At 54.7% G+C, this 21,150-nt stretch carries 22 protein-coding genes and 1 riboswitch; of the genes, 18 read left to right on the forward strand and 4 right to left on the reverse strand.

Annotated elements, in window-relative coordinates:
• Window positions 1-35: 35 nt before the first annotated feature.
• On the reverse strand, window positions 36-743 hold the full coding sequence (locus tag WMO66_RS12810; RefSeq protein ID WP_349136816.1) for a hypothetical protein: 708 nt from the start codon (window positions 741-743) through the stop codon (window positions 36-38).
• A 203-nt stretch (window positions 744-946) separates the two neighbouring features.
• Between WMO66_RS12810 and WMO66_RS12815 the strand changes: the two genes are divergently transcribed.
• The 3 genes from WMO66_RS12815 (at window position 947) to WMO66_RS12825 (ending at window position 4,117) form a co-directional block, all read left to right on the forward strand.
• Entirely contained in the window at window positions 947-1,231 is a 285-nt protein-coding gene (locus tag WMO66_RS12815; protein ID WP_349136817.1) for a DUF6110 family protein, read from the forward strand.
• Between the two features lie 53 nt (window positions 1,232-1,284).
• Window positions 1,285-3,387 carry a heavy metal translocating P-type ATPase gene (locus WMO66_RS12820; protein ID WP_349136818.1) on the forward strand — a complete coding sequence of 701 codons (2,103 nt, stop codon included), beginning with the start codon at window positions 1,285-1,287 and terminating at the stop codon, window positions 3,385-3,387.
• A gap of 115 nt (window positions 3,388-3,502) precedes the next feature.
• A complete protein-coding gene (locus WMO66_RS12825) occupies window positions 3,503-4,117 on the forward strand; it encodes an HAD family hydrolase (RefSeq protein ID WP_349136819.1) in 615 nt (204 codons plus the stop codon).
• 3 nt (window positions 4,118-4,120) lie between these two features.
• Here WMO66_RS12825 and WMO66_RS12830 read toward each other — a convergent pair whose 3' ends face one another.
• Window positions 4,121-4,777, reverse strand: coding sequence for an ECF transporter S component (locus WMO66_RS12830; RefSeq protein ID WP_349136820.1), 657 nt, complete (start codon window positions 4,775-4,777; stop codon window positions 4,121-4,123).
• A gap of 80 nt (window positions 4,778-4,857) precedes the next feature.
• Window positions 4,858-4,973, reverse strand: a riboswitch (FMN riboswitch).
• Window positions 4,974-5,026: 53 nt separating this feature from the next.
• Window positions 5,027-5,596 carry a DUF4830 domain-containing protein gene (locus WMO66_RS12835; protein ID WP_349136821.1) on the reverse strand — a complete coding sequence of 190 codons (570 nt, stop codon included), beginning with the start codon at window positions 5,594-5,596 and terminating at the stop codon, window positions 5,027-5,029.
• An 85-nt stretch (window positions 5,597-5,681) separates the two neighbouring features.
• Here WMO66_RS12835 and WMO66_RS12840 point away from each other — a divergent pair, with 85 nt between their 5' ends.
• The 12 genes from WMO66_RS12840 to WMO66_RS12895 all read left to right on the forward strand — a co-directional run bounded on the left by WMO66_RS12840 (window position 5,682) and on the right by WMO66_RS12895 (window position 17,412).
• The gene (locus WMO66_RS12840; protein ID WP_349136822.1) at window positions 5,682-6,431 is read left to right on the forward strand and encodes a pseudouridine synthase; all 750 of its coding nucleotides are present in this window, start codon (window positions 5,682-5,684) and stop codon (window positions 6,429-6,431) included.
• Window positions 6,432-6,597: 166 nt separating this feature from the next.
• Window positions 6,598-7,692 (forward strand): PucR family transcriptional regulator, encoded by a 1,095-nt coding sequence (locus WMO66_RS12845; RefSeq protein WP_349136823.1) that lies wholly within the window; start codon window positions 6,598-6,600, stop codon window positions 7,690-7,692.
• 88 nt (window positions 7,693-7,780) lie between these two features.
• Window positions 7,781-8,470 (forward strand): cell division ATP-binding protein FtsE, encoded by a 690-nt coding sequence (gene ftsE, locus WMO66_RS12850; RefSeq protein ID WP_349136824.1) that lies wholly within the window; start codon window positions 7,781-7,783, stop codon window positions 8,468-8,470.
• Window positions 8,457-9,341: a permease-like cell division protein FtsX gene (gene ftsX, locus WMO66_RS12855; RefSeq protein WP_349136825.1), complete on the forward strand. Its 885-nt coding sequence runs from the start codon at window positions 8,457-8,459 to the stop codon at window positions 9,339-9,341. Before ftsE ends, ftsX begins: the two co-directional genes overlap by 14 nt.
• Before the next feature lie 24 nt (window positions 9,342-9,365).
• Window positions 9,366-10,661: a murein hydrolase activator EnvC family protein gene (locus WMO66_RS12860; RefSeq protein WP_349136826.1), complete on the forward strand. Its 1,296-nt coding sequence runs from the start codon at window positions 9,366-9,368 to the stop codon at window positions 10,659-10,661.
• 144 nt (window positions 10,662-10,805) lie between these two features.
• Window positions 10,806-12,059, forward strand: coding sequence for a S41 family peptidase (locus WMO66_RS12865; protein WP_349136827.1), 1,254 nt, complete (start codon window positions 10,806-10,808; stop codon window positions 12,057-12,059).
• A gap of 71 nt (window positions 12,060-12,130) precedes the next feature.
• Complete coding sequence (gene greA / locus WMO66_RS12870) at window positions 12,131-12,610, forward strand: transcription elongation factor GreA (protein WP_349136828.1); 480 nt, start codon at window positions 12,131-12,133, stop codon at window positions 12,608-12,610.
• A 48-nt stretch (window positions 12,611-12,658) separates the two neighbouring features.
• A complete protein-coding gene (gene lysS, locus WMO66_RS12875; RefSeq protein ID WP_349136837.1) occupies window positions 12,659-14,122 on the forward strand; it encodes a lysine--tRNA ligase in 1,464 nt (487 codons plus the stop codon).
• Between the two features lie 207 nt (window positions 14,123-14,329).
• Entirely contained in the window at window positions 14,330-14,935 is a 606-nt protein-coding gene (locus tag WMO66_RS12880; RefSeq protein WP_302190695.1) for a helix-turn-helix domain-containing protein, read from the forward strand.
• A 108-nt stretch (window positions 14,936-15,043) separates the two neighbouring features.
• Entirely contained in the window at window positions 15,044-15,709 is a 666-nt protein-coding gene (locus WMO66_RS12885) for a phosphatase PAP2 family protein (protein ID WP_022156502.1), read from the forward strand.
• 135 nt (window positions 15,710-15,844) lie between these two features.
• Entirely contained in the window at window positions 15,845-17,236 is a 1,392-nt protein-coding gene (locus WMO66_RS12890; RefSeq protein ID WP_349136829.1) for a zinc-ribbon domain-containing protein, read from the forward strand.
• Window positions 17,233-17,412: a hypothetical protein gene (locus WMO66_RS12895; RefSeq protein WP_074392707.1), complete on the forward strand. Its 180-nt coding sequence runs from the start codon at window positions 17,233-17,235 to the stop codon at window positions 17,410-17,412. Before WMO66_RS12890 ends, WMO66_RS12895 begins: the two co-directional genes overlap by 4 nt.
• A 72-nt stretch (window positions 17,413-17,484) precedes the next feature.
• Here WMO66_RS12895 and WMO66_RS12900 read toward each other — a convergent pair whose 3' ends face one another.
• Entirely contained in the window at window positions 17,485-17,814 is a 330-nt protein-coding gene (locus WMO66_RS12900) for a hypothetical protein (RefSeq protein ID WP_074392709.1), read from the reverse strand.
• A gap of 620 nt (window positions 17,815-18,434) precedes the next feature.
• On the opposite strand from WMO66_RS12900, the gene WMO66_RS12905 reads away from it, so the two are divergent.
• The 3 genes from WMO66_RS12905 to WMO66_RS12915 all read left to right on the forward strand — a co-directional run bounded on the left by WMO66_RS12905 (window position 18,435) and on the right by WMO66_RS12915 (window position 21,100).
• Complete coding sequence (locus tag WMO66_RS12905; RefSeq protein WP_349136830.1) at window positions 18,435-19,259, forward strand: ParA family protein; 825 nt, start codon at window positions 18,435-18,437, stop codon at window positions 19,257-19,259.
• Window positions 19,216-20,163, forward strand: coding sequence for a ParB/RepB/Spo0J family partition protein (locus WMO66_RS12910; RefSeq protein WP_349136831.1), 948 nt, complete (start codon window positions 19,216-19,218; stop codon window positions 20,161-20,163). The genes WMO66_RS12905 and WMO66_RS12910 overlap by 44 nt, the downstream gene beginning before the upstream one ends.
• A 232-nt stretch (window positions 20,164-20,395) precedes the next feature.
• Entirely contained in the window at window positions 20,396-21,100 is a 705-nt protein-coding gene (locus tag WMO66_RS12915; protein ID WP_349136832.1) for a hypothetical protein, read from the forward strand.
• Window positions 21,101-21,150: the final 50 nt, after the last annotated feature.

The raw sequence follows: 21,150 nt of genomic DNA on the forward strand, positions 1-21,150 counted from the left end.
GGCACCGGAAAGCCACATCGGGTCCTGTTTTATCCTTACACGAATTCGCCAAGCTCCAGAATATCCTGCGGGGTGGCGCGGCGGAGAATCGGTTTTGTCTGCGCGGGCGGGTAGGGTGCGTCCTCGGCCGTGCAGGCCTGCACCGCGACGATCCTGCCCAGCAGCTCGTGCGCATCCGGCCCGGCCGGAACGACCACAAGCTCACCGGCCTCCAGCGTCCGGTCTTCGGAGCGGTAGGAGTAGCATGTGCCGTGCGGCTCGAATTCCACGGCGCAGTAAAACAGCGGCCCCGGCGCGGCGGCTGCGCGCGACGGGTCGAACAGCTCGCCCTCCGTATAGAAGCGCAGCAGGGTATCTGCCTCGGCGGCAAGCTCTGCCCAGCCGTCCGGAAGGCCCGTGCAGTCATAGCGGCCGGTAATGCGCTGCGACGCGCCGTCCGACCAGCGCAGCGTGAGCGCATAGCGCGCCGCGGCATCGTCCGTCCCGGAGGCAAGAGGCGGCGATAGCAGTCCCTGCGGGAGCGTGTCGAGCAGGCGGGCCGCCGCGGACGGGAGCGAGCAGCGGCGCTCGGCGGTGTGCTTGCCGACGGAGCTGAGGTGTGCGATGCCCTCGCTCCGGTCAAGCACGAGCCGCTCCGTATGCTGCAGCAGGGGAGAGGCCGCACTGCGGCGGGCGTATTCCATGACGAGCCGGTCAACTTTTGCATCCGTCCCGGCGGTCCGGCGGGTAAATAAGCGTTTCATGCGGTCTCCTCCTTTTTCTGCTTTCATTATAACGGGCGGCCTGCGTTTGTCAAGAATTGCGGATTTTTCTCGAAAAGTGGGGCGGGAAAGCATTGACATTTATGGCCCTGCGGTGTATCATACGGGCACGGGAAAAGCGAGTGCGGTCAAATGTTAGCCAAACCTTACTTTTTCTGAAGTTACGAAAACTGGAGGAAATCAATATGCGTATTGCAGCAAAGCTTGGCCTGTTTGCAGGCGGCGTTCTGTTCGGAACGGCTGGGATCCGGATCCTCAGCAGCCGTGACGCGAAAAAGGTCTATACCCACGCGACGGCTGCCGTGCTCCGTGCGAAGGAAGACGTGATGACGACGGTTACGACGCTCCGTGAAAACTGCGGGGACATTCTGGCAGATGCGAAGGCCATCAATGAAGAGCGTGCCGCCGCTGCCTGCGAGGAGATCGCCGATACTGCGGAGGAGCCCGCTGCAGAGCCTGCCGAGGCCTGAATCATGTGCAGCCGGGGAGGAAAACCCTTCCCGGCTGCGGGCAGGAGAATCCTATGAAGTGCAGAATTTTACATGAAACCAAGGGCCGCCTGCGTGTGCATCTGTGCATCGGGCGGATGACGCTCCGGCAGGCAGACCTGCTGGAGTATTCCATGCGCGCCGTGGACGGCGTGGCGTCGGTCAAGGTCTATGACCGCACGCAGGACGCTGTCATTGAATATTGCGAGGCGCGCAGCGCTGTGCTTGCGGCGCTTTCCTCGTTTTCATTCGCGGCGGCTGAGGAGGCCGGGCTTGTCCCGGAGCACACCGGCCGTGCGCTGAACCGCGAATTTGAGGACAAACTCGTCTGGAAAACGGCACTCCACTATGCCTGCAAGCTGTTCCTGCCTGCCTATGTGCGGGCGGGCATCGCCATCGTGCGCTCCGTGCGCTATCTCAAGGCCGGTCTCTCCGCCCTGCTGCACGGGAAGCTTTCTGTCTCCGTGCTCGATGCAACGGCCGTGACGGTCTCACTGGTCCGCCGCGACTTCGATACGGCAGGCTCCGTGATGTTCATGCTCGGCCTCGGCGAGCTGCTGGAGGACTGGACGCACAAAAAGTCCATCGCCGATCTGGCGGGGGCCATGGCGCTGAACGTCGACCGCGCGTGGGTGCGCGACGCAGACGGGCAGGAGCTGCTTGTCTCCGTGAAGGACATCCACGCGGGCGACTGCGTCGTCGTCCGTACCGGCAACATGATCCCGCTCGACGGCCGCGTGACCGGCGGCGAGGCCATGGTGAACCAGTCGTCCATGACGGGCGAGTCGCTCCCCGTGCGCAAGACGCCGGGCAGCTATGCCTATGCCGGAACGGTCGTGGAGGAGGGCGAGTGCCTCATCACGGTCGAAAAGACCATGGGCGGCGGCCGCTATGACCGCATCGTCCGCATGATCGAGGAGTCCGAAAAGCTGAAATCCACGGCGGAGGACCGCGCCTCCCGTCTGGCGGACCGGCTCGTGCCCTATACGCTCGGCGGAACGGCCCTCGTGTGGCTGTTTACCCGGAATATCACCAAGACGCTTGCCGTTCTGATGGTGGACTTCTCCTGCGCACTGAAGCTTGCCATGCCGATCGCCGTGCTGTCTGCCATGCGCGAGAGCAACGCCCGGCACATGTCCGTCAAGGGCGGGCGCTTCCTCGAAGCCGTTGCCAAAGCGGATACGATCGTGTTCGATAAGACGGGCACGCTGACCTATGCGCAGCCGCGCGTGGCGGAGGTCGTTACGTTCGGCGGCCGCCGCGAGGACGATATGCTGCGTCTGGCTGCCTGCCTCGAGGAGCACTATCCGCACTCGCTGGCCAATGCCGTCGTAGAGGAGGCGCGCGTGCGCGGCCTGAACCACGAGGAATATCACTCCAGCGTGGAGTATGTCGTGGCGCACGGCATCTCGAGCACCGTCGAGGGCAAGAAGGTCATCATCGGCAGCTATCACTTCGTGTTTGAGGATGAGGGATGCCGGGTGCCGGAGGGCGACGAGGCAAAATTCGACGGTCTTTCCGATGCCTACTCCCATCTGTATCTGGCCATTTCCGGCGAACTCGCCGCCGTTGTGTGCATCTCCGACCCGCTCCGGGCCGAGGCGGCGGATGCCGTCCGCGCTCTGCATGAGCAGGGGATCGCGCACATCGTCATGATGACGGGCGACAATGAAAAGACGGCTGCCGCCGTGGCGCGCGCCGTCGGCGTGGACGAATACCACGCGGGAGTCCTGCCGGAGGACAAGGCGGCCTACATCCGCGCCCGCCGCGCCGAGGGCCACACGGTCATCATGATCGGCGACGGCGTGAACGACACCCCGGCCCTGTCCGAGGCGGATGCCGGCATCGCCATCAACACGGGTGCGGCCATTGCCCGCGAGATCGCCGATATCACGATCTCGTCGCAGGACCTGTTCGAGCTTGTAACGCTGCGCCGCCTGAGCGAGGCCCTTATGGGACGCATCGACCGGAATTACCGGTTCATCGTCAGCTTCAACCTCATGCTCATTATCTTGGGCGTGACGGGCGTCATCCAGCCGACGCTTTCCGCCCTGCTGCACAACATGTCGACGCTCGGCATCAGCCTGCGCAGCATGACGAACCTGCTGCCCGAAAAAACGGAGCAGAGCAACGCATAAAAAACGGCCCGGTGCGGAACAGAACGCTGCTTCGCACCGGGCTTTATCTATGGGTTGACGGGAGCACCGAAAATCGGTACAATAGGAGAAAACGTCACAATAGGGAGTATCAGCAATGGAAAGCTTGATTTTTGATGTCGACGGCACGCTCTGGGATGCCGTGGCCCTCGTAGCCGAGGGCTGGAACGACGGCCTGCAGAGCATGGGCTTTGCGCCGCACTGCACGGAGCAGAGCATCCGTCCGCTGTTCGGCAAGACCATGACGGAGATCGCACAGGTCGTGGTGCCCGGCGTCCCGCAGGAGCAGGCCATGGAGGTCATGGACCGCTGCATGGACGGCGAGATGGCGCGCCTGCGCCGCGATCCGTGCCATATTTTCTACCCCGGCGCCAAGGAAACGCTCACGGAGCTGCACAAAACGCACCGCCTGTTCATCGTCAGCAACTGCCAGCAGGGCTATATCGAGCTGCTGATGGAAAAGGGCGGCCTCGGCGGCCTGATCAGCGACTTCGACTGCTTCGGGAACACGGGCCTGCCGAAGGGGCAGACGCTGCGCCTGCTGTGTGAGCGCTGCAATGTCCGCGACGCGGTCTACGTCGGCGACACGCAGGGCGACATGGAAGCGTCCGAGCAGGCGGGCCTGCCGTTCGTGTGGGCGGCCTACGGCTTCGGCAAGCCCGCGCACTGGGATAAGCGCATCGATCATTTTACCGATCTGCTGCGCCTCTGAGACTCAGATCGTTCCGTGCAGGATCAGAATGAGCACGATGCACACGGCCAGAACGGCCAGCGCGCCGAGCCACACGGCCAGACGGCGCTTGACCGGCATGCGGCCGGGCGTTTTGCTCGGCGGCAGCAGGTGCGCATGGCGCAGTCCCTGCACGACGGGCTTGTAGAGCAGCACGGTGATCGTGGCGTTCAGGCAGCCCTTGAGCAGGTTGAACGGCAGGAACACCGGCACGAGCATCGCGGCGACGTCGGCGCGGGCCGTGTGCATGTACAGCGGCGTGATGATATAATTCCACAGCAGCATGAGCACGGTCATAAGCAGCGCGCCGCCGAACAGGCCCGCAATGGCGCTGCCCTGCGTGCGCTTTTTGCGGTAGAGCAGGGCGGCCGTGCCCGCAAAGGCGGCGGAGCTGAGGAAGTTCATCACAAAGCCGATCCAGCCCGTGGAGCTGATGGTCAGCATCTCGATGAACGAGACGACAAGCGAGATGCCCAGTGCGGCCAGCGGCCCGTAGAGGAAGCCGCCGATGGCGATGACGACGTCCTTCGGCTCATAGCTGAGGAACAGGACGACCGGGAAGCGCAGCAGCGCGACTGCGACATAGGCAATGGCGCTCAGCATGGCCAGAACGGTCAGTTTTTTCATTTTTTCGTGTTTCATGGTTGCCTCCTGAGAAAAAAATACACCCGAAGGATACGATCCCTCGGGTAAACGGCAGGAAACACGGACAGGTGCGCCAGCCGATTCTTCTTTCATCCAGACTGTACTGTCGGTCCCGGAATCTCACCGGATCATGCGCAGCGCGCTCGCGGACTTTACCGCCGGTCGGGAATTTCACCCTGCCCTGAAGAGTCGTATTCGATTGGCTGCTGTCATTATAGCACGACGAAGCGAAAATGCAAGTGTTTTTTAGGATGTGGTTGAAGGCTCGGCGGAGGGCTCCGTCGGTTCTTCCGTTCCGGCCTCGGTCTCCGTTCCGGCCTCCGTTGCCTCGGACGGCTCGGCGTTCGGTGCCGTGGTGCCGGGCTTGCAGAAGCCGTGGATGGCGCCGCCGGGCGCAGTGTCCGTGATGTCTCCGCCGATGATGTGCCCGTCGAGCACGAGCACGCTGGCGTAGACCGGCGCGGAGGCGTCCGGGTAATTCAGGATCTCATAGACATAGCGCGTGGCCTCCTTGCCCGCGTGCGCCGTGAGATCGAAGCCCTGACTTTTCTGCAGCGCGTTGTAGCGCGAGAAGACGCGGTCGTCGGCCGACTTGGGAATGCGGACCTGCTGCGTCTGCTTCGGCGTACCGTTCACGCTCCAGCCGAAGCCCGCGAGATAGGCAAGGCGCGCGTCGTTCGTCGCTCCGTCGGGCGCGTCCGCCGATCCGCCTCCGCCGCCGGAGACGAGCGCAACGACCAGGATCACAACGGCCAGGATCAGGACGCCTGCGGCGATCAGCCGCGGCTTTGACAGCTTTGCAGTCATGACAAACATGATGTAGCTCCCCCTTAAACAGGTTTTTATGGTCACTCCAATGTATGTCCCACAGGGGACGGTTATGCCGGAAGGAGGCAGACGGATGCAGCGTCTGGACAGGTTTTTATCGGAGGCCGGTGTGGCCTCGCGCCGCGAGCTGCGGGCCATCATCCGCGCCGGGCGGGTGCGCGTCAATGACGTTCCCGCTTCGGCCCCGGAGCAGAAGATCGACGAAACATCGGACCGGGTCACGCTCGACGGCGAGGCGGTCGGCCCGCGCGGGCCGGTCGTTCTGCTGCTGCATAAGCCGACGGGCTATGTGACCTCGACGGACGATCCCCGCGACCGCACCGTGATGGAGCTGCTGCCGCCGCAGTACCGCGGCCTTGCACCCGTCGGGCGGCTGGACAAGGATACGTCCGGCCTGCTGCTTCTGACGGACGACGGACAGCTGGCGCACCGGCTCATCTCGCCCCGCCATGCGGTCTGGAAAATTTATGATGCCGTCCACGAGGGCGAGGCCGGGGAGGCGGACTGCGCCGCCTTCCGCGCCGGGCTCACGCTGCGCGACGGAACGGTCTGCCGCCCGGCTTATCTCCGCCCGCTCGGCCCCGGCCGCAGCCTTGTGGCCGTGTGCGAGGGAAAGTACCATCAGGTGCGCCGGATGCTGGCCAGCCGCGGCATGCCGGTCACGGCGCTTCGTCGAATTGCCGAGGGCGGACTCGAGCTTGGAGCGCTCCCAATGGGAATGACACGCGAGCTGACATGCGGCGAAATTCGACTTTTGGAAACTGTGGATTTTGACGAAGCCTATCTGGAAAAACTTGTACAAAAAATTAGAAATATGCTCTGAAAAACTGGATAATTTAACGAAAAAGTCGGAAACTTCCATAAAAAAGTACCTATGATTTGAAATAAAATGCCGAAAACCTATTGCATTCTGCCGAAAAAAATAGTATGATACTAGCATAATTTTGCCGAATATCGACACTTTGTCTTTGGCGTAAGGAGGACGGCTTATGTCAAGTCGTATGTTTCAGGGCGTACTGCTCCAGCTCAGCGAAGCCGCACAGACCACCATCGGTGTGATCGATGCAGAAGGGAATGTCATCTCCTGCAGCGATACCACGCTCATCGGCGAAAAGTGGCCGGATGCCGCCACGGCGGTGGCCGCCATGCTGGAGAACCCCGTGCGCGAGGAGCCGTATACGTTCTACGCGCTCAAGGGCTGGAACCCTGCCTATGGCTACTCTGCCTTTGTGCTCGGAACGGACGCACAGGCCGAGATGCTTGTGCGCATGACGCAGGTCTCCCTGAATTCCGCAAAGGCCTATTATGAAGAAAAGCACGACAAAGGGACCTTCGTCAAGAACATCATCACGGACAACATCCTTCCGGGCGACATCTATATCCGCGCGAAGGAGCTGCATTTCCCAACGGAGCTGCCGCGCGCGGTCTATCTCGTCCGGCAGGTCGGCCGTTCGGACGTGGCCGTCGTGGAGCTGCTGCAGAGCATGTACCCCGACACGCAGCAGGACTTTGTCATCAACGTCAACGAGACGGATATCGCGCTCGTGCGTCAGGTCCCGGCGGACACGACGGGCGAGGAGCTGACCCGCGTCGGCCGCACCATTGAGGAGCGCCTGAAGTCCGAGCTGTTCGTGCGCACGACCATCGGCATCGGCACGATCTCCGAGCATCTGCGCGAGCTGGCCGATTCCTATAAGGAGGCGCAGGTCGCCATCGAGGTCGGCAAGGTCTTCGATACCGAAAAGACCGTCATCAATTATGAAAACCTTGGCATCGGCCGCCTGATCTATCAGCTGCCAACCACACTGTGCGAGATCTTCCTTTCCGAGGTCTTCCGCAAGAATTCCATCGAGTCGCTCGATCAGGAGACGTTGTTCACCATCAACATGTTCTTTGAGAACAGCCTGAACGTCTCCGAGACCTCCCGCAAGCTGTTCGTCCACCGCAATACGCTGGTCTACCGTCTGGAGAAGATCAAGAAGCTCACGGGCCTCGACCTGCGCGAGTTCGACGACGCCATCATCTTCAAGGTCGCCCTCATGGTCAAGAAGTATCTGGCCTCCCGCGACAACCGTATGATCTGATCTTCCGCAGAACGCTGCACGGCTGCAGCGCCGTTGGTACGGACATTTCAATATTTAATAATAGTTGAGTAAGAAACTGGTGTGATTTATGATCGATTTGGTAAACGTCACAAAAACATATGAGACCGGCACGCACGCGCTCAACGGCATCGATATGCACATTGATGACGGCGAGTTCGTGTTTCTGGTCGGTCCGTCCGGCTCCGGCAAGTCTACCATCATCAAGCTGTTGACGGCGGAGCTCAAACCGACGTCCGGCTCGGTGCTGGTTAACGGCTATCAGCTCGAGTCCATCAAGCGCGCGTCCATCCCCTATATGCGCCGCACGCTCGGCGTTATTTTCCAAGACTTCCGCCTCATTGAGAACAAGACGGTCTATGAGAACGTCGCGTTCGCCATGCGCGTCATCGGCGCAGCGCCGAAGGAGATCAAAAAGCGCGTGCCCTATGTGCTGGAGCTGGTCGGGCTGGAGAACAAGGGCCGCCGTCTGCCGAACGAGCTGTCCGGCGGCGAGCAGCAGCGTGTGGCCATTGCCCGCGCGCTCATCAACAATCCGACGATGATCATCGCCGATGAGCCGACCGGCAACCTCGACCCGCAGCGTTCGTTTGAGATCATGCTCCTGCTCGAGCAGATCAATGCGCTCGGCACGACGGTCATGGTCGTTACGCACGAAAAGGGCCTGGTGGACCGCTTCACCAAGCGCGTAGTCGCCATCGACGAGGGCAGAGTCGTCAGCGACGGAATGGACGGGTATTACAGCTATGAAGCACAATAATTTCAGCTTTCTCGTCGGCGAGGGCACGAAGGCGATCTTCAAGCATGGCTTTATGTCCTTTGCCGCAGTCTGCATCACCGTGGCCTGCCTCGTGATCGTCACGAGCTTCGGCCTTATCACCTATAACATCGGCCTGATTGTCGATGATCTGCAGAAGGAGAACGAGGTCCTCATCTGCATCGACGAGAGCTACACCGAGGCCGAGGCCAAGAGCGTCGGCTCCCGTATCAATCTGATCGACAATGTCGCGGATGCCCGCTTCATCTCCCGCGAGGAGGCTCTGCAGACGTTCGTCAAGGAATATGACGCCGTCATGTACGACGGCGTGACCGCCGAGACCATGCGCGACCAGTACATCGTCACGCTGGAGGACAACTCCAAGCTGCAGGAGACCATCGACGCGCTGAAGCAGGTGCCCGGCGTTGCGACCATCTATTCCGATCCGACGGTCGCCAACGCCATGTCCACGATCCGCAACGTGCTGTCCATTGTTTCGGCCTGCATCGCTGCCGTGCTGCTCATCGTGTCGCTCATTATTATTTCCAATACGATCAAGCTTGCCATGTTCGACCGCCGCGAGGAGATCGCCATCATGCGCATGGTCGGCGCCACGAACGGCTTTATCCGTCTGCCGTTTGTGGTCGAGGGCTTCATCCTCGGCCTGCTGGGCGCCGTGTGCTCGTTCTTCCTCGAGTGGGGCCTGTACGAGGCCATCCGCGGCGCCATTGCCAGCTCCGGTCAGCTCAGCTTCCTCCACGTCGTCTCGTTCAGCACGGTCGCTCTGCCGGTCGCGCTGGTGTGCGTGGTCACGGGTCTGCTGATCGGCGTTGTGGGCAGCCTGATGTCCATCCGGAAATTCCTGAAGGTCTGAAATACGCGCACAGGAGGGTATACTATGTATAAGTACAGAAGAGTCATCATCTCCGTCATCGCGCTGCTGCTGGCCGCTGCGATCCTGACAGGTCTGCTTGTTACGGTCTTCGCGGCCAATTCCGCGGATATCCGCACGGAGATCAGCGGCCTGGAATCAAAGCAGGATGAGCTTGATCAGAAGAAGCAGGAGCTCGAGGCACAGATCGCCGCAAACAACACTCAGACGCTCAATGTCGTGGAGCAGAAGGCGCAGATCGATCAGGAGATCGAGCTGACGCGGCAGGAGGTCGAGAATCTGAACGAGCAGATCCGTCAGTACAATCTGCTCATCGCCGAAAAGCAGGCGGAGCTCGACCAGCTCCAGACTGATCAGAACGACCTGCTCGACCGCTATAAGCAGCGCATCCGCGCCATGCAGGAGCAGGGCGACGTGTCGTACTGGTCCATCATCTTCGGCGCAAAGACGTTCTCCGAAATGCTCAACCGCGTTTCCATGGTCGAGGAGATTGCTCAGAGCGACCAGCGTATGCTCGAGAACATGCGCCAGATCGCCACGGAGGTCCTCTCCGCCAAGGAGGAGCTGGCAGGGGAGAAGGTCTCTCTCGAGGAGAAGAAGACTGAGCTTGCCAGCGCGCAGGAGACGCTCACGGCCAAGCGCGCCGATTCCGACGAGCTGCTGCAGGAGCTTGTCTCCGATGCAGACCTGCTGCGCGAGACAAACGAGACCTATGAGGCCATGCTCGAGGATCTGACGGAGCAGATTGCCGAAAAAGAAAAGGAATATACCGATGCCAAGCGTGCTGAGGAAGAAGCCGCCAAGAACAACAATAACGGCGGCAATAACAACAATGGCGGCGGCAATAACGGTGGCAACAACGGCGGCAACAACGGCGGCGGCAATGGCGGCACAAACGCCGGCGGCTTCCTCTTCCCGCTTCCCGCAGGCAGCGGCGTCGTCATTACATCCCCGTACGGTTACCGTTATCACCCGATCGACGGCGGCTATCGCTTCCATAACGGCGTTGACCTTGCCGTTGCGCAGGGAACGCCCGTCTATGCCACGAAGAGCGGTACGGTCACGACCGCAACCTTCTCTTCCGGCTACGGCTACTATGTCACGATCAACCACGGCGACGGCTTCTCGTCGCTCTATGGCCACATGACGCACTATACCGTCTCGTCCGGCGACTATGTCAATCAGGGTGACCTCATCGGCTATGTCGGCTCGACCGGTTACTCCACCGGCCCGCACCTGCATTTCACGATGTTCTACAACGGTGCCACCGTCAACCCGATGGACTATGTCAGCATCCGCTGAGATCGGATGCTGACCCCGCTCCGGCGGGATCCGCGTGAAAAAGCCTCGCAGAATTCGCCGCCTGCCGGCGGCGAATCAGCCTAAATCAATTTCTCCGACACTCTCACCCCGCTTCGGCGGGGTGTCGGCCGTAAAGGAGGACCTATGGAACCCAACGAGACCCCCATGGGACCGGAGGAGCTCCGTCCCGAACCCCAAAAACCAAAGAAGAAAAGACTCCTGCCCTATGTCGTCTGCTGCCTGGCCACGGCCGTGGTCGTATTCGCACTGACGCTTGCGGGCATGACGCTCCTGCAGAGCAGACAGAAGAGTACGTCGGGCGATGACTATCTTGCCAAGGTGCAGGAGGTCGTGGCCCTGCTCGACGCACGCTATGTCGACGGGCTGGACCATTCGAAGCTCGGCGATCAGCTTGCGTCCGCTGCCGTGACCGCGACGGGCGACCGCTGGAGCTACTACATCAGCGCCGACGAGCTTGCGGCCTATCAGGAGCAGAATGCCAACGCCTATGTCGGCATTGGCGTGACCATTCGCCTGGAAAATGAGGACGATGCCGGATTCACCGTTGCCTCCGTCACACCGGGCGGCCCAGCCGAGGCAGCCGGGCTGCAGATCGGCGATATGCTCCTTGCCATAGACGGCGCCAATATGAAGGAGCTCGGCATGGAGGAGGCCCGCAATCGCGTCCGCGGCGAGGAGGGCACGAGCCTGACGCTCACAGTGCAGCGCGGCGGCGAGACGTTTGACGTCACGGTCACGCGCGCGACCATCGAGGTGGAGGTCGTCCGGGCTGAGCTGCTGGACGGAAATGTCGGCTATCTGAAGATCAACAATTTCGATTCCGGCTGTGCCGAAAAGTCCATTGCCGCCATCGAGTCCCTGCGGGAGCAGGGCGCAACGTCTCTGCTGTTTGACGTCCGCTTCAATCCGGGTGGCCACAAGGATGAGCTTGTGGAGCTGCTGGATTATCTCCTGCCGGAGGGCCCACTGTTCCGCTCCGTGGACTATAAGGGCAACGAGGATATCGATTATTCCGATGCGTCCTGCGTCGAGCTGCCGATGGCCGTTCTCGTGAACGGAGATTCCTATTCTGCCGCCGAGTTTTTTGCTGCGGCGCTGCAGGAATACGGCGTCGGCACCGTCGTCGGCACGCAGACGGTCGGCAAGGCAAATTATCAGCAGACCTTCGTCCTGAGCGACGGCTCTGCTGTCGCCGTTTCGACCGGCCATTATCAGACCCCGCACGGCGTCACGCTGGCGGGCGTCGGCATCACGCCGGATATCCCCGTCGAGGTCGATGACGATACCTACCTAAAAATTTACTCCAATGCGCTCGAAAAAAGCGAGGATGCGCAGCTGCAGGCGGCCATCGCGGCCCTGACGCAAGGAAACCCTTGACAAGTGCGGCGGCAATCCTCTATAATCACAACGAATGAACGGGCTTTGCCTGATTTTGGGAGGAACATGGAATGGCAAAAGAATTTAAGCTGACCAGAGAACGTCTGAAGGAGCTCGAGGAAGAGCTCAATTATCTGAAAACCACGCGCGAGAAGGAAGTCGCGGAGCAGATCAAGGAAGCCCGCTCCTTCGGCGACCTTTCCGAGAACAGTGAATATGATGAAGCGAAAAATGAGCAGGCCAAGCTGTATGGCCGCATCGCAGAGGTCGAGAACATCCTGTCCCATGCTGTCGTGATCGATGAGAGCGCCGAGCAGGAGCGCGCCGGCGTCGTCGGGCTTGGCTGCACCGTGAAGGTCCGCGACCTTGATCTGGAGGAAGAGGCGACGTATGCTATCGTCGGCTCGCAGGAGGCCAACCCCATGGAGTCTCGCATTTCGGACGACTCTCCGTTCGGCCGCGCCATGCTTGGCAAGCACATCGGCCAGACCGTCGAGGTCGAAGCTCCGGTCGGCACGATCCGCTTTGAGATCCTTTCCGTAGAACGATAACACAGGAGGAATACCGTGGCTAAGAATACCCAGCAGCCCGAGCTTTCCATGGTCGATCAGGTCCGTATCCGCCGGGAAAAGCTCGCGCAGCTTCAGCAGGAGGGGCAGAATCCCTTCGCACAGACAAAGTTTGAGTTTACCAGCAACAGCGCCGAGATCAGGAAAAACTTCGAGCAGATGGAGGGAAAGGAAGTCTCCGTCAGCGGCCGCCTGATGACGAAGCGCGGCATGGGCAAGGTCATGTTCTGCGATCTGCAGGACGCTGCCGGCCGGATCCAGATCTATCTGAAGATCGACGAGATGGACGAAGCGACGTTCGAGCGCTGCCGCAAGCTCGACATCGGTGATATCGTCGGCGTGCATGGCGATGTGTTCCGCACGCAGCGCGGCGAGATCTCCGTGCGTGCGCACGAGGTCGTCCTGCTTGCCAAGGCTCTGCTGCCCCTTCCCGATAAGTTCCATGGCCTGACGAATCTCGAGACCCGCTACCGCCAGCGCTATGTAGACCTCATCGTGAACCCTGACGTCAAGGATACGTTCGTAAAGCGCAGCCTCATCCTGCGCGAGCTGCGCAGCTTCCTCGATGGGCGCGGCTTTCTCGAGGTCGATACCCCGATCCTGACGCCGTTTGAGATCGGCGCGTCTGCGCGCCCGTTCTATACCCACCACAACACGCTGGATATGGATATGGTCCTCCGCATCGAGACGGAGCTGTACCTCAAGCGCCTCATTGTCGGCGGCATGGACCGCGTGTATGAGGTCGGCCGTATCTTCCGTAATGAGGGCATGGACCCGAAGCACAACCCCGAGTTCACCACCATCGAGCTTTATCAGGCCTATACGGATTTCCATGGCATGATGGACCTTGTCGAGGACATGATGAAGCAGGTCGCGCAGAATGTCTGCGGCAGCCTCGTCGTGCCGTATCAGGGTCACGAGATCGATCTGGGCCACTGGGAGCGCCTGACCATGATCGACGCCGTGAAGAAGTACAGCGGCGTGGACTTCCGCGACTGGAAGACGGACGAGGACGCCATCGCCAGCGCGAAGGCGCACAATGTCACTCTGCCCGAGGTCCCGACGAAGGGTGCCATTCTGGCGGAGTTCTTCGATGCATTCGTCGAAGAAAAGCTCATCCAGCCGACGTTTATCTATGATTATCCGGTGGAGATCAGCCCGCTTGCCAAGCGCAAACCGGATGACCCCGCGTTCACGGAGCGCTTTGAGTACTTCATCAATGCCACGGAGTTCGGCAACGCCTTCTCCGAGCTGAACGACCCGATCGACCAGCGCGGCCGCTTCGAGCGTCAGGTCGCCGAGCGCAAGTCCATTGAGCCGGATTGCCGTGCGCAGGTGGATTATGACTTCATCAATGCACTGGAGTACGGCATGCCGCCTACAGGCGGCCTCGGCTTCGGCATCGACCGCCTCGTGATGCTCCTGACCGACAGTGCCTCCATCCGCGATGTTTTGCTCTTCCCGACAATGAAGTCCTTACCGAACGACAAGTAAGAAAACCCCAGTATTTATGCGGGTTTCGGGACTTTCCAAACCGAATAAATTTACCTCTTTACACCAAATTTACACCAATCGGTGCTAAAAACGGTGCAGAGACTAAAAAATCGCATAATTTACGGAATGAATGGGCAGTCCCATAGTGGGATTGCCCATTTCTAATAAAGGATACATTCGTATCTGAGTGCAAAAGGAATGTTTATTATGGAATTAAGTGAAAAATTACAAGAGTTGAGGAAAGAAAAAGGACTCACGCAGGAAGAACTTGCGGAAGCGTTATTTGTGTCTCGCACTGCAATTTCTAAGTGGGAATCCGGCAGAGGAGTTCCCAATATCGAGTCATTAAAAGCAATTTCAAAGTTTTTTTCAGTGTCAATAGATGAGTTATTGTCCGGTGAAGAAATACTTAAAATTGCTGACGAGGATAATAAGCAAAAGGAAAAACATACAAGAGACTTAGTGTTTGGTTTACTCGATTGCAGTTTGATTATGTTTCTGTTTCTGCCTTTCTTTGGACAAAAGGGTGATGAGATTATAAAAGAGGTATCTTTACTTTCGCTGACAGGTACCCCGCAGTATATCAAAATACCGTATTTAATTATTGTATTTGGAATTGTACTTACAGGTGTTTTGCTTCTCGCTCTACAAAATTATGAAGCAGTGTTTTGGTTGAAACACAAACATCAAATATCCATTGTGTTAAGCACAGTTGCTACAATAGAATTTATGATAACACTTCAACCTTATGCAGCCTTTTTCACTTTTGTTTCCTTGGCGATAAAGTCTCTGATGCTGATAAAATGGCGATGATACGAAGCGTGTCGCCAATGTGACGGTGAAATTCTTTTCATTTTTATTCATTCCGCCTATATTGTAAACAGGCGAAAGCCAAATAATTATGGCAAAGGATTGATAAAAATGAAAAAAGAAAAAAGTCAAAAAGTATTGCTTTCAGGAATAGCAATGGTAGTGTTATTTATTTTGTGGACAGTGGCAATAAGCCTTATTGATGTTCAGCCCATCGGGCCACAAAACTCTTCTGTTGGATTTGCAACCTTGAACGGCTTTATCCACAGCCTGACAGGTGTGCATATGGCAATATATACCGTTACGGACTGGTTAGGACTGATACCGCTTTGCTTTATTTTGGGATTTGCGTTGCTTGGACTTATACAGCTTATTAAAAGAAAAAGCTTATTCAAGGTCGATTCCAGTATTTTGGTGTTGGGAGCATTCTATATTGTTGTAATGGCGGCATATTTGTTTTTTGAATTTTATGTTGTCAATTACCGCCCGGTATTGATTAACGGTTTTCTTGAAGCTTCGTATCCATCATCGACAACCTTGCTTGTTATGTGTGTTATGCCGACAGCTGTTATGCAGCTAAACAGTAGAATTAGAAATACAAAAATGAAAAGAGCATTTGCCTTTGCTTTAATTGCATTTACTGCTTTTATGGTAATTGGCAGGTTGATATCCGGTGTTCATTGGATTACTGATATTATTGGCGGGGCAATTTTAAGTGCGGGTTTAGTGATGATTTATTATAGTGTAACCACTCTTATTGCCCGACAGGAAAGATAAAATTCTAACTGAGGAATCACTTATTGACCTTGAGAGATATTTTCTCCCAAGGTCTTTCTTATTATTCGCAAACTACACCAATCCCGATTTTCTCAATATAATTGGGATAATCACAAAGGAAGGGGTGGTTGTACTATGACGGGCAGTTTAGCAAGCGTTCATCCGGAGCTTATTCCTGAATGGTCAGAGAAGAATTTACCGCTGACGCCGGATAAGATAACCTTCGGTTCAAATAAAAGAGTGTGGTGGAAAGGTGCTTGCGGACACGAGTGGGAAACGAGCGTCAAAGCTCGCTCAAAGGGCGAGAAATGCCCGATATGCTCAGGAGCGAGAGTAATAGAGGGTATCAATGATTTAGCCACATTGAAGCCCCTGCTGGCTCAGGAGTGGTCTGAAAAGAACGAATTAAAGCCTACTGAGGTTTCTGTCGCTTCTCATAAGAAGATTATTTGGAAATGCAAACACGGACACGAATGGGAAGCAAGCGTTAAAAGCAGAACGGTAAACGGCACAGGCTGTCCATACTGCTCACATAATAAAGTCCTTGCAGGATTCAATGACCTTGCTTCACAGTATCCTGATATTGCTGCTGAATGGTCTGACAGAAATCTTCCGTTGCAGCCTACAATGGTAACAGCCTTTGCAAACAGCAAGGCTTGGTGGAAATGCAAAGATTGCGGAAACGAGTGGTACACTCTTATTTCAACCCGTTCTGGTGGGAGCAGATGTCCGTATTGCAGCGGATATACATTGCTCAAAGGATTTAATGACTTGGCGACTACGCACCCTGACCTTGCCGCCGAGTGGGCAGAAAGAAATTATCCCCTAATGCCTGATGAGGTAAACGCAAAATCAAGACACAATGTTTGGTGGAAGTGTAAGACCTGTGGCAATGAGTGGAAGTCCGTTATCAATGCTCGTGTAAAAGGAACTGTATGCCCGGTTTGTGCGGACAGGGCGGTTCTTGCAGGATACAATGATTTAGCCACAACGGACAGGAAACTGCTTGCTGAATGGGATTACGAAAAAAACTCTCTGCTACCGGCACAAGTGTCAAGAAGGTCGATGAAAAGTGTGTGGTGGAAATGTTCACTGGGACACTCTTGGAAAGCAAAAATCAGCGATAGAACAATTATCGGAGAAAAATGCACTGTGTGCGAAAACGAATATCGCTCCGTGTTCCCCGGCTTGGCTGTCGCCTATTACGCCAATCAAAAAGGATTAAAGGTGCAGCTCGGTTCGGATAAACTATTAGGAATACCACTTGAAACCTACATTCCGTCAGAAAAGCTGGCGATAGAATTTACGAACGGCTCAGAACATATGGAGGTTCTCAAAAGCCATCTATGCAAGCAGCGAAATATAAAACTTGTAAAGCTCCCTTTTAAGACAACCGAAACGGAAGCGGAGTATGCCGACAGAGTAAAAGCAGTTTTCAAAAGCGTACATATCTTTATTTATTCTGATGTCGAAGCAGATGTTTCGGTAATCAGAGCAAAATACAATGAATGGAGGAAAAGATTATGAGAGAAGAAAAGTTCCATATCTATCTTAATGATGACGAATATAGCAGAGTAATACAATCACTAATGCGTTTGAAGAACAACCTGATAGCACAAGGAAGATACACCGACGGCGTTGACGATGTTCTCTGCAAGGTGCTTTCAGCCAAGAAAAGAAAGCTCAAAATCAAATATATTTGAACAAAAAGAGACCGCCTACACGATGTAAGCGGTCTTTGATTATTAAGACTTAGTTCGGAAAACTGGAATTTGTCAGATTCCAAAATGAATTACAAATTTATTTTCATTGTCCGCTTTTCTTAATAAATCCTTTAATTCATTGAATTGAGTTTTACTATCAATGACAGAAATAAAATCTTTCAAAGAACGTGGCGGAATAATTGTAATTCCATAATACGCTAACCCTCGCTCTTCTTGTTGTAGCGAATGCCAATAACACGGGATTACCGATAACTCTTTTAAAAGCGACTCGATATATTCATCCTCAACAGAAATACAATGGTACTTTTCAGGTTCATACTTATTGTATTCCTGTTTTAGTGTTGGCGCTATATCCATAATTCCAAATTCATGTTTTGCCATATTCATCACCTTTATAAATTCCTGTTTTGTCTTTCTCTTGATTCCCCATTATACACCAAAAATATGAATAATTCTACCCGCCGTCTATTGACCTCAGTTACGAGGAAAATAGGCGGCTTTTTTCGTTCAGAAAAAAATTTTTCAAAAAATTTTTGAAAAAGGGGTGATTTAGGGTGTGCATTTTGACCCCCTTTGTCCAAATGAGTGAAGGGGTTAATTCCGAACCACGAAAAGGTCAGCTCTTTCACTTGTATTTTGACAACTGAATAAATCATTCACTAAGACTTTAATTCTGATGATTTTAGCCACCTTATCGGGTACGCCGTGACTTCTGCATTGCAGAACAGCGAGAACTCCCGGTATAAGTAATAGGTTGCCCCTGTTACGGCGATGACAGTCAGAAGGATAATGATACTTCTCTACGGAGCTGGCGGAGTACCCGGCAGAGGTGAAATTCCTATGATACAGATTAGCAGTCTGTTCCTTAGTGACTTCCCGTGAGCTTTTGCTCGGCAAGGGGTGTTGAGAACAAATATTGCCCGACCGGTTAGGAAATGAGCCGGTCAAGTACATAGCCATACTGCGATGGCTATGAATTTTACGAAAGGAGGACGCACAAAGTGTCGAACTGCAAAACGATTGCCATATGCAATCAAAAAGGCGGAGTTGGAAAGACAACCACTACGGTAAACCTCGGCGTCGGTCTTGCAATGCAAGGAAAGAAAGTGTTGCTCATAGACGCAGACCCACAGGGCGACTTAACCACCTGTCTCGGCTGGCAGGATACAGACAACTTGGGTATCACGCTTGCAACGAAACTCACAGATGTCATAAACGAAACGATGAATGACCCTACGGTCGGTATTCTGCACCACGACGAAGGTGTTGACCTTATTCCGGCAAACCTTGAGCTTTCAGCAATGGAATTTAACCTTGTCAACGCAATGAGCAGAGAGACGGCATTGAGAAATTATCTAAGCGAAGTGAAGGACAAATACGACTATATCTTAATAGATTGTATGCCTTCCCTCGGAATGGTAACAATCAATGCGCTATCTGCGGCAGACAGTGTTATTATTCCTGTTCAGGCTCAATATTTACCTGCAAAAGGAATGACGCAGCTTGTTCAGACCATTTCACGAGTAAAGAAGCGTATCAATCCGGGCTTAAAGATTGACGGTATGCTTCTCACTTTGGTGGATAGCCGTACCAACCTCGCCAAAAGCACGGTAGAAGCTCTGAGAGAGAACTTTGGTAATCAAATCAAGATGTATAGAACATATATCCCGATTGCCGTAAAAGCCGCAGAGACTTCTTCCAAAGGCAAGAGCATTTTTGCCTATGAACCCAACAGTACGGTGTCAAAGGCGTACACCGAATTTACAAAGGAGGTGTTAGCCGATGGCAGGAAGAAAGAGCGACTTCACTCTCACGAAGCTCGATGACTTATTCTCGACGCAGGAACAGAGAGATGAAGAAAAACTTTCAAAAATCCGAGATATTCCCTTGACTGAGATTGACGATTTCCCCGACCACCCTTTTAAGGTGCGTGATGACGAGGATATGGCACAGCTCATAGAGAGTATCAATGAACGAGGGGTAATCACTCCGGCAACGGTAAGGCAGAAGGAGGACGGCAGATACGAACTCATTTCAGGACACAGACGAAAGCGAGCTTGTGAGCTTGCCGGGTTTGATACGCTCCGCTGTGAAGTCGTTGACCTGAACCGAGACGAAGCCACGATTTTAATGGTTGAGAGCAACTATCAAAGGTCGCAGATACTTCCCTCTGAAAAAGCCTTTGCCTACAAAATGCGTTTGGAAGCAATGAAAAGGCAGCAGGGTGAGCGTACAGATTTAACTTCTGTCCCACTGGGACAGAGGTTGAACGGAAAAACTACAAGAGAAATTATTGCAAGTGAATCCGGAGACAGTAACACTCAAATTCAAAGATATATTCGCCTTACAAACCTTGTTCCCGAACTTTTGGAATACGTTGATGAGGGGCGAATTAAAATGCGACCGGCGGTTGAATTGTCCTTTCTCGATGAGGACAGTCAGCGTGATGTGGTTGATGAAATCGACCTGAACGACGCAACCCCGTCCCACGACCAAACAATCCGTATGCGAAAGTTCTTTGAGGAGGGCAAGCTCACAACCGAAGCAATCCAAGCGATTATGTCGGAGGAAAAACCAAACCAAAGGGAGAAAATTGTTTTAAGGGGCGACAGGGTTCGACAGCTTATCCCGAAGAACATTCCCATAAGCCAAACGGAGGATTTTGTGTGCAAGGCATTGGAGCATTACAACAAGTTTCTGCGAAGCAGAGCCGACCGTGACAGCCGATAGCCTTCCCCCTTTCTCACACTCTAACCCCTATATATACCAGCTATTAACCTGCTGAAAAATATACTCTATCTCCCTTGAGTATATCTATCTCAATAACATATAGCTGTCTATTAAAGGGTTCGCACATTTGGAGCAAAAGCAAAATGTCTGCTACGATAAAAAGTTCAGCCAATCGCACCTTTGATGTTTTGACCGGTTTTGATTACGATTAAGGCAGAAAGGAGCGATGGATATGAAAAACAGGCTGATACCTTGTGTTCTTGCCTGCCTGATGATTTTCCTCGTAGGTTGTAACGGTAACACAGTCAAAGAAGCTGCACAGGAGATTACGAAAACAGAGACTTCTTTTCCGGCTGGTAATACCGAAACAGATTCTCAGGAAGAAACGGCAGAAGAACCGGAAAGCACGACAGTTCAGGAAGAAACACCGATTACGGCAGAAGAAAGCCAATCAACCGCTGAAAGGCAGACGGTTGCGACTGTTCAGACAAAACCGGCGGAAGATAAAACGGCTGAAACTCCTGTAACTGAAAAGACAAAGGCAGAGCCACCGAAGCAGACAACCACGCAGGCTGAACCCGAAAATCAACCGGAACAGCCGAAAGAACAGACAACTGCCGAACAAAAGCCGGTTGAAAAGCCGACTGAAAAGCCGGCAGAACCGAAACCGACAGAGCCGCCCAAGCAGACATTCGATGTCAGCTCTTATGTTAGTTACGCAAAAGAGTATGCGGTAAGCATAGGGCTTTCTCTTGACAGCACGGCGACAGAATGTTGGGACAACCCCATATCCGCAAATCCTAACCGAAGCGGTATCAAGTCTGATATTGAAAGCAGACTGAACCGATACAAGAACAGCGAGGGTTTTACCGCTGTGTGGATATGGGCAGAAAAGCTATCCGATACGGAGTACAACATCTATATCGGCTACTGCTAAAACAAAATAAATTTTAAGCGGACGCACTGAGTAAAATCGGTGCGTTTTTG

Origin of the sequence: Faecousia intestinalis (assembly GCF_040096185.1) — a bacterium.
In the GTDB taxonomy this organism is placed as follows: domain Bacteria; phylum Bacillota; class Clostridia; order Oscillospirales; family Oscillospiraceae; genus JAZOXB01.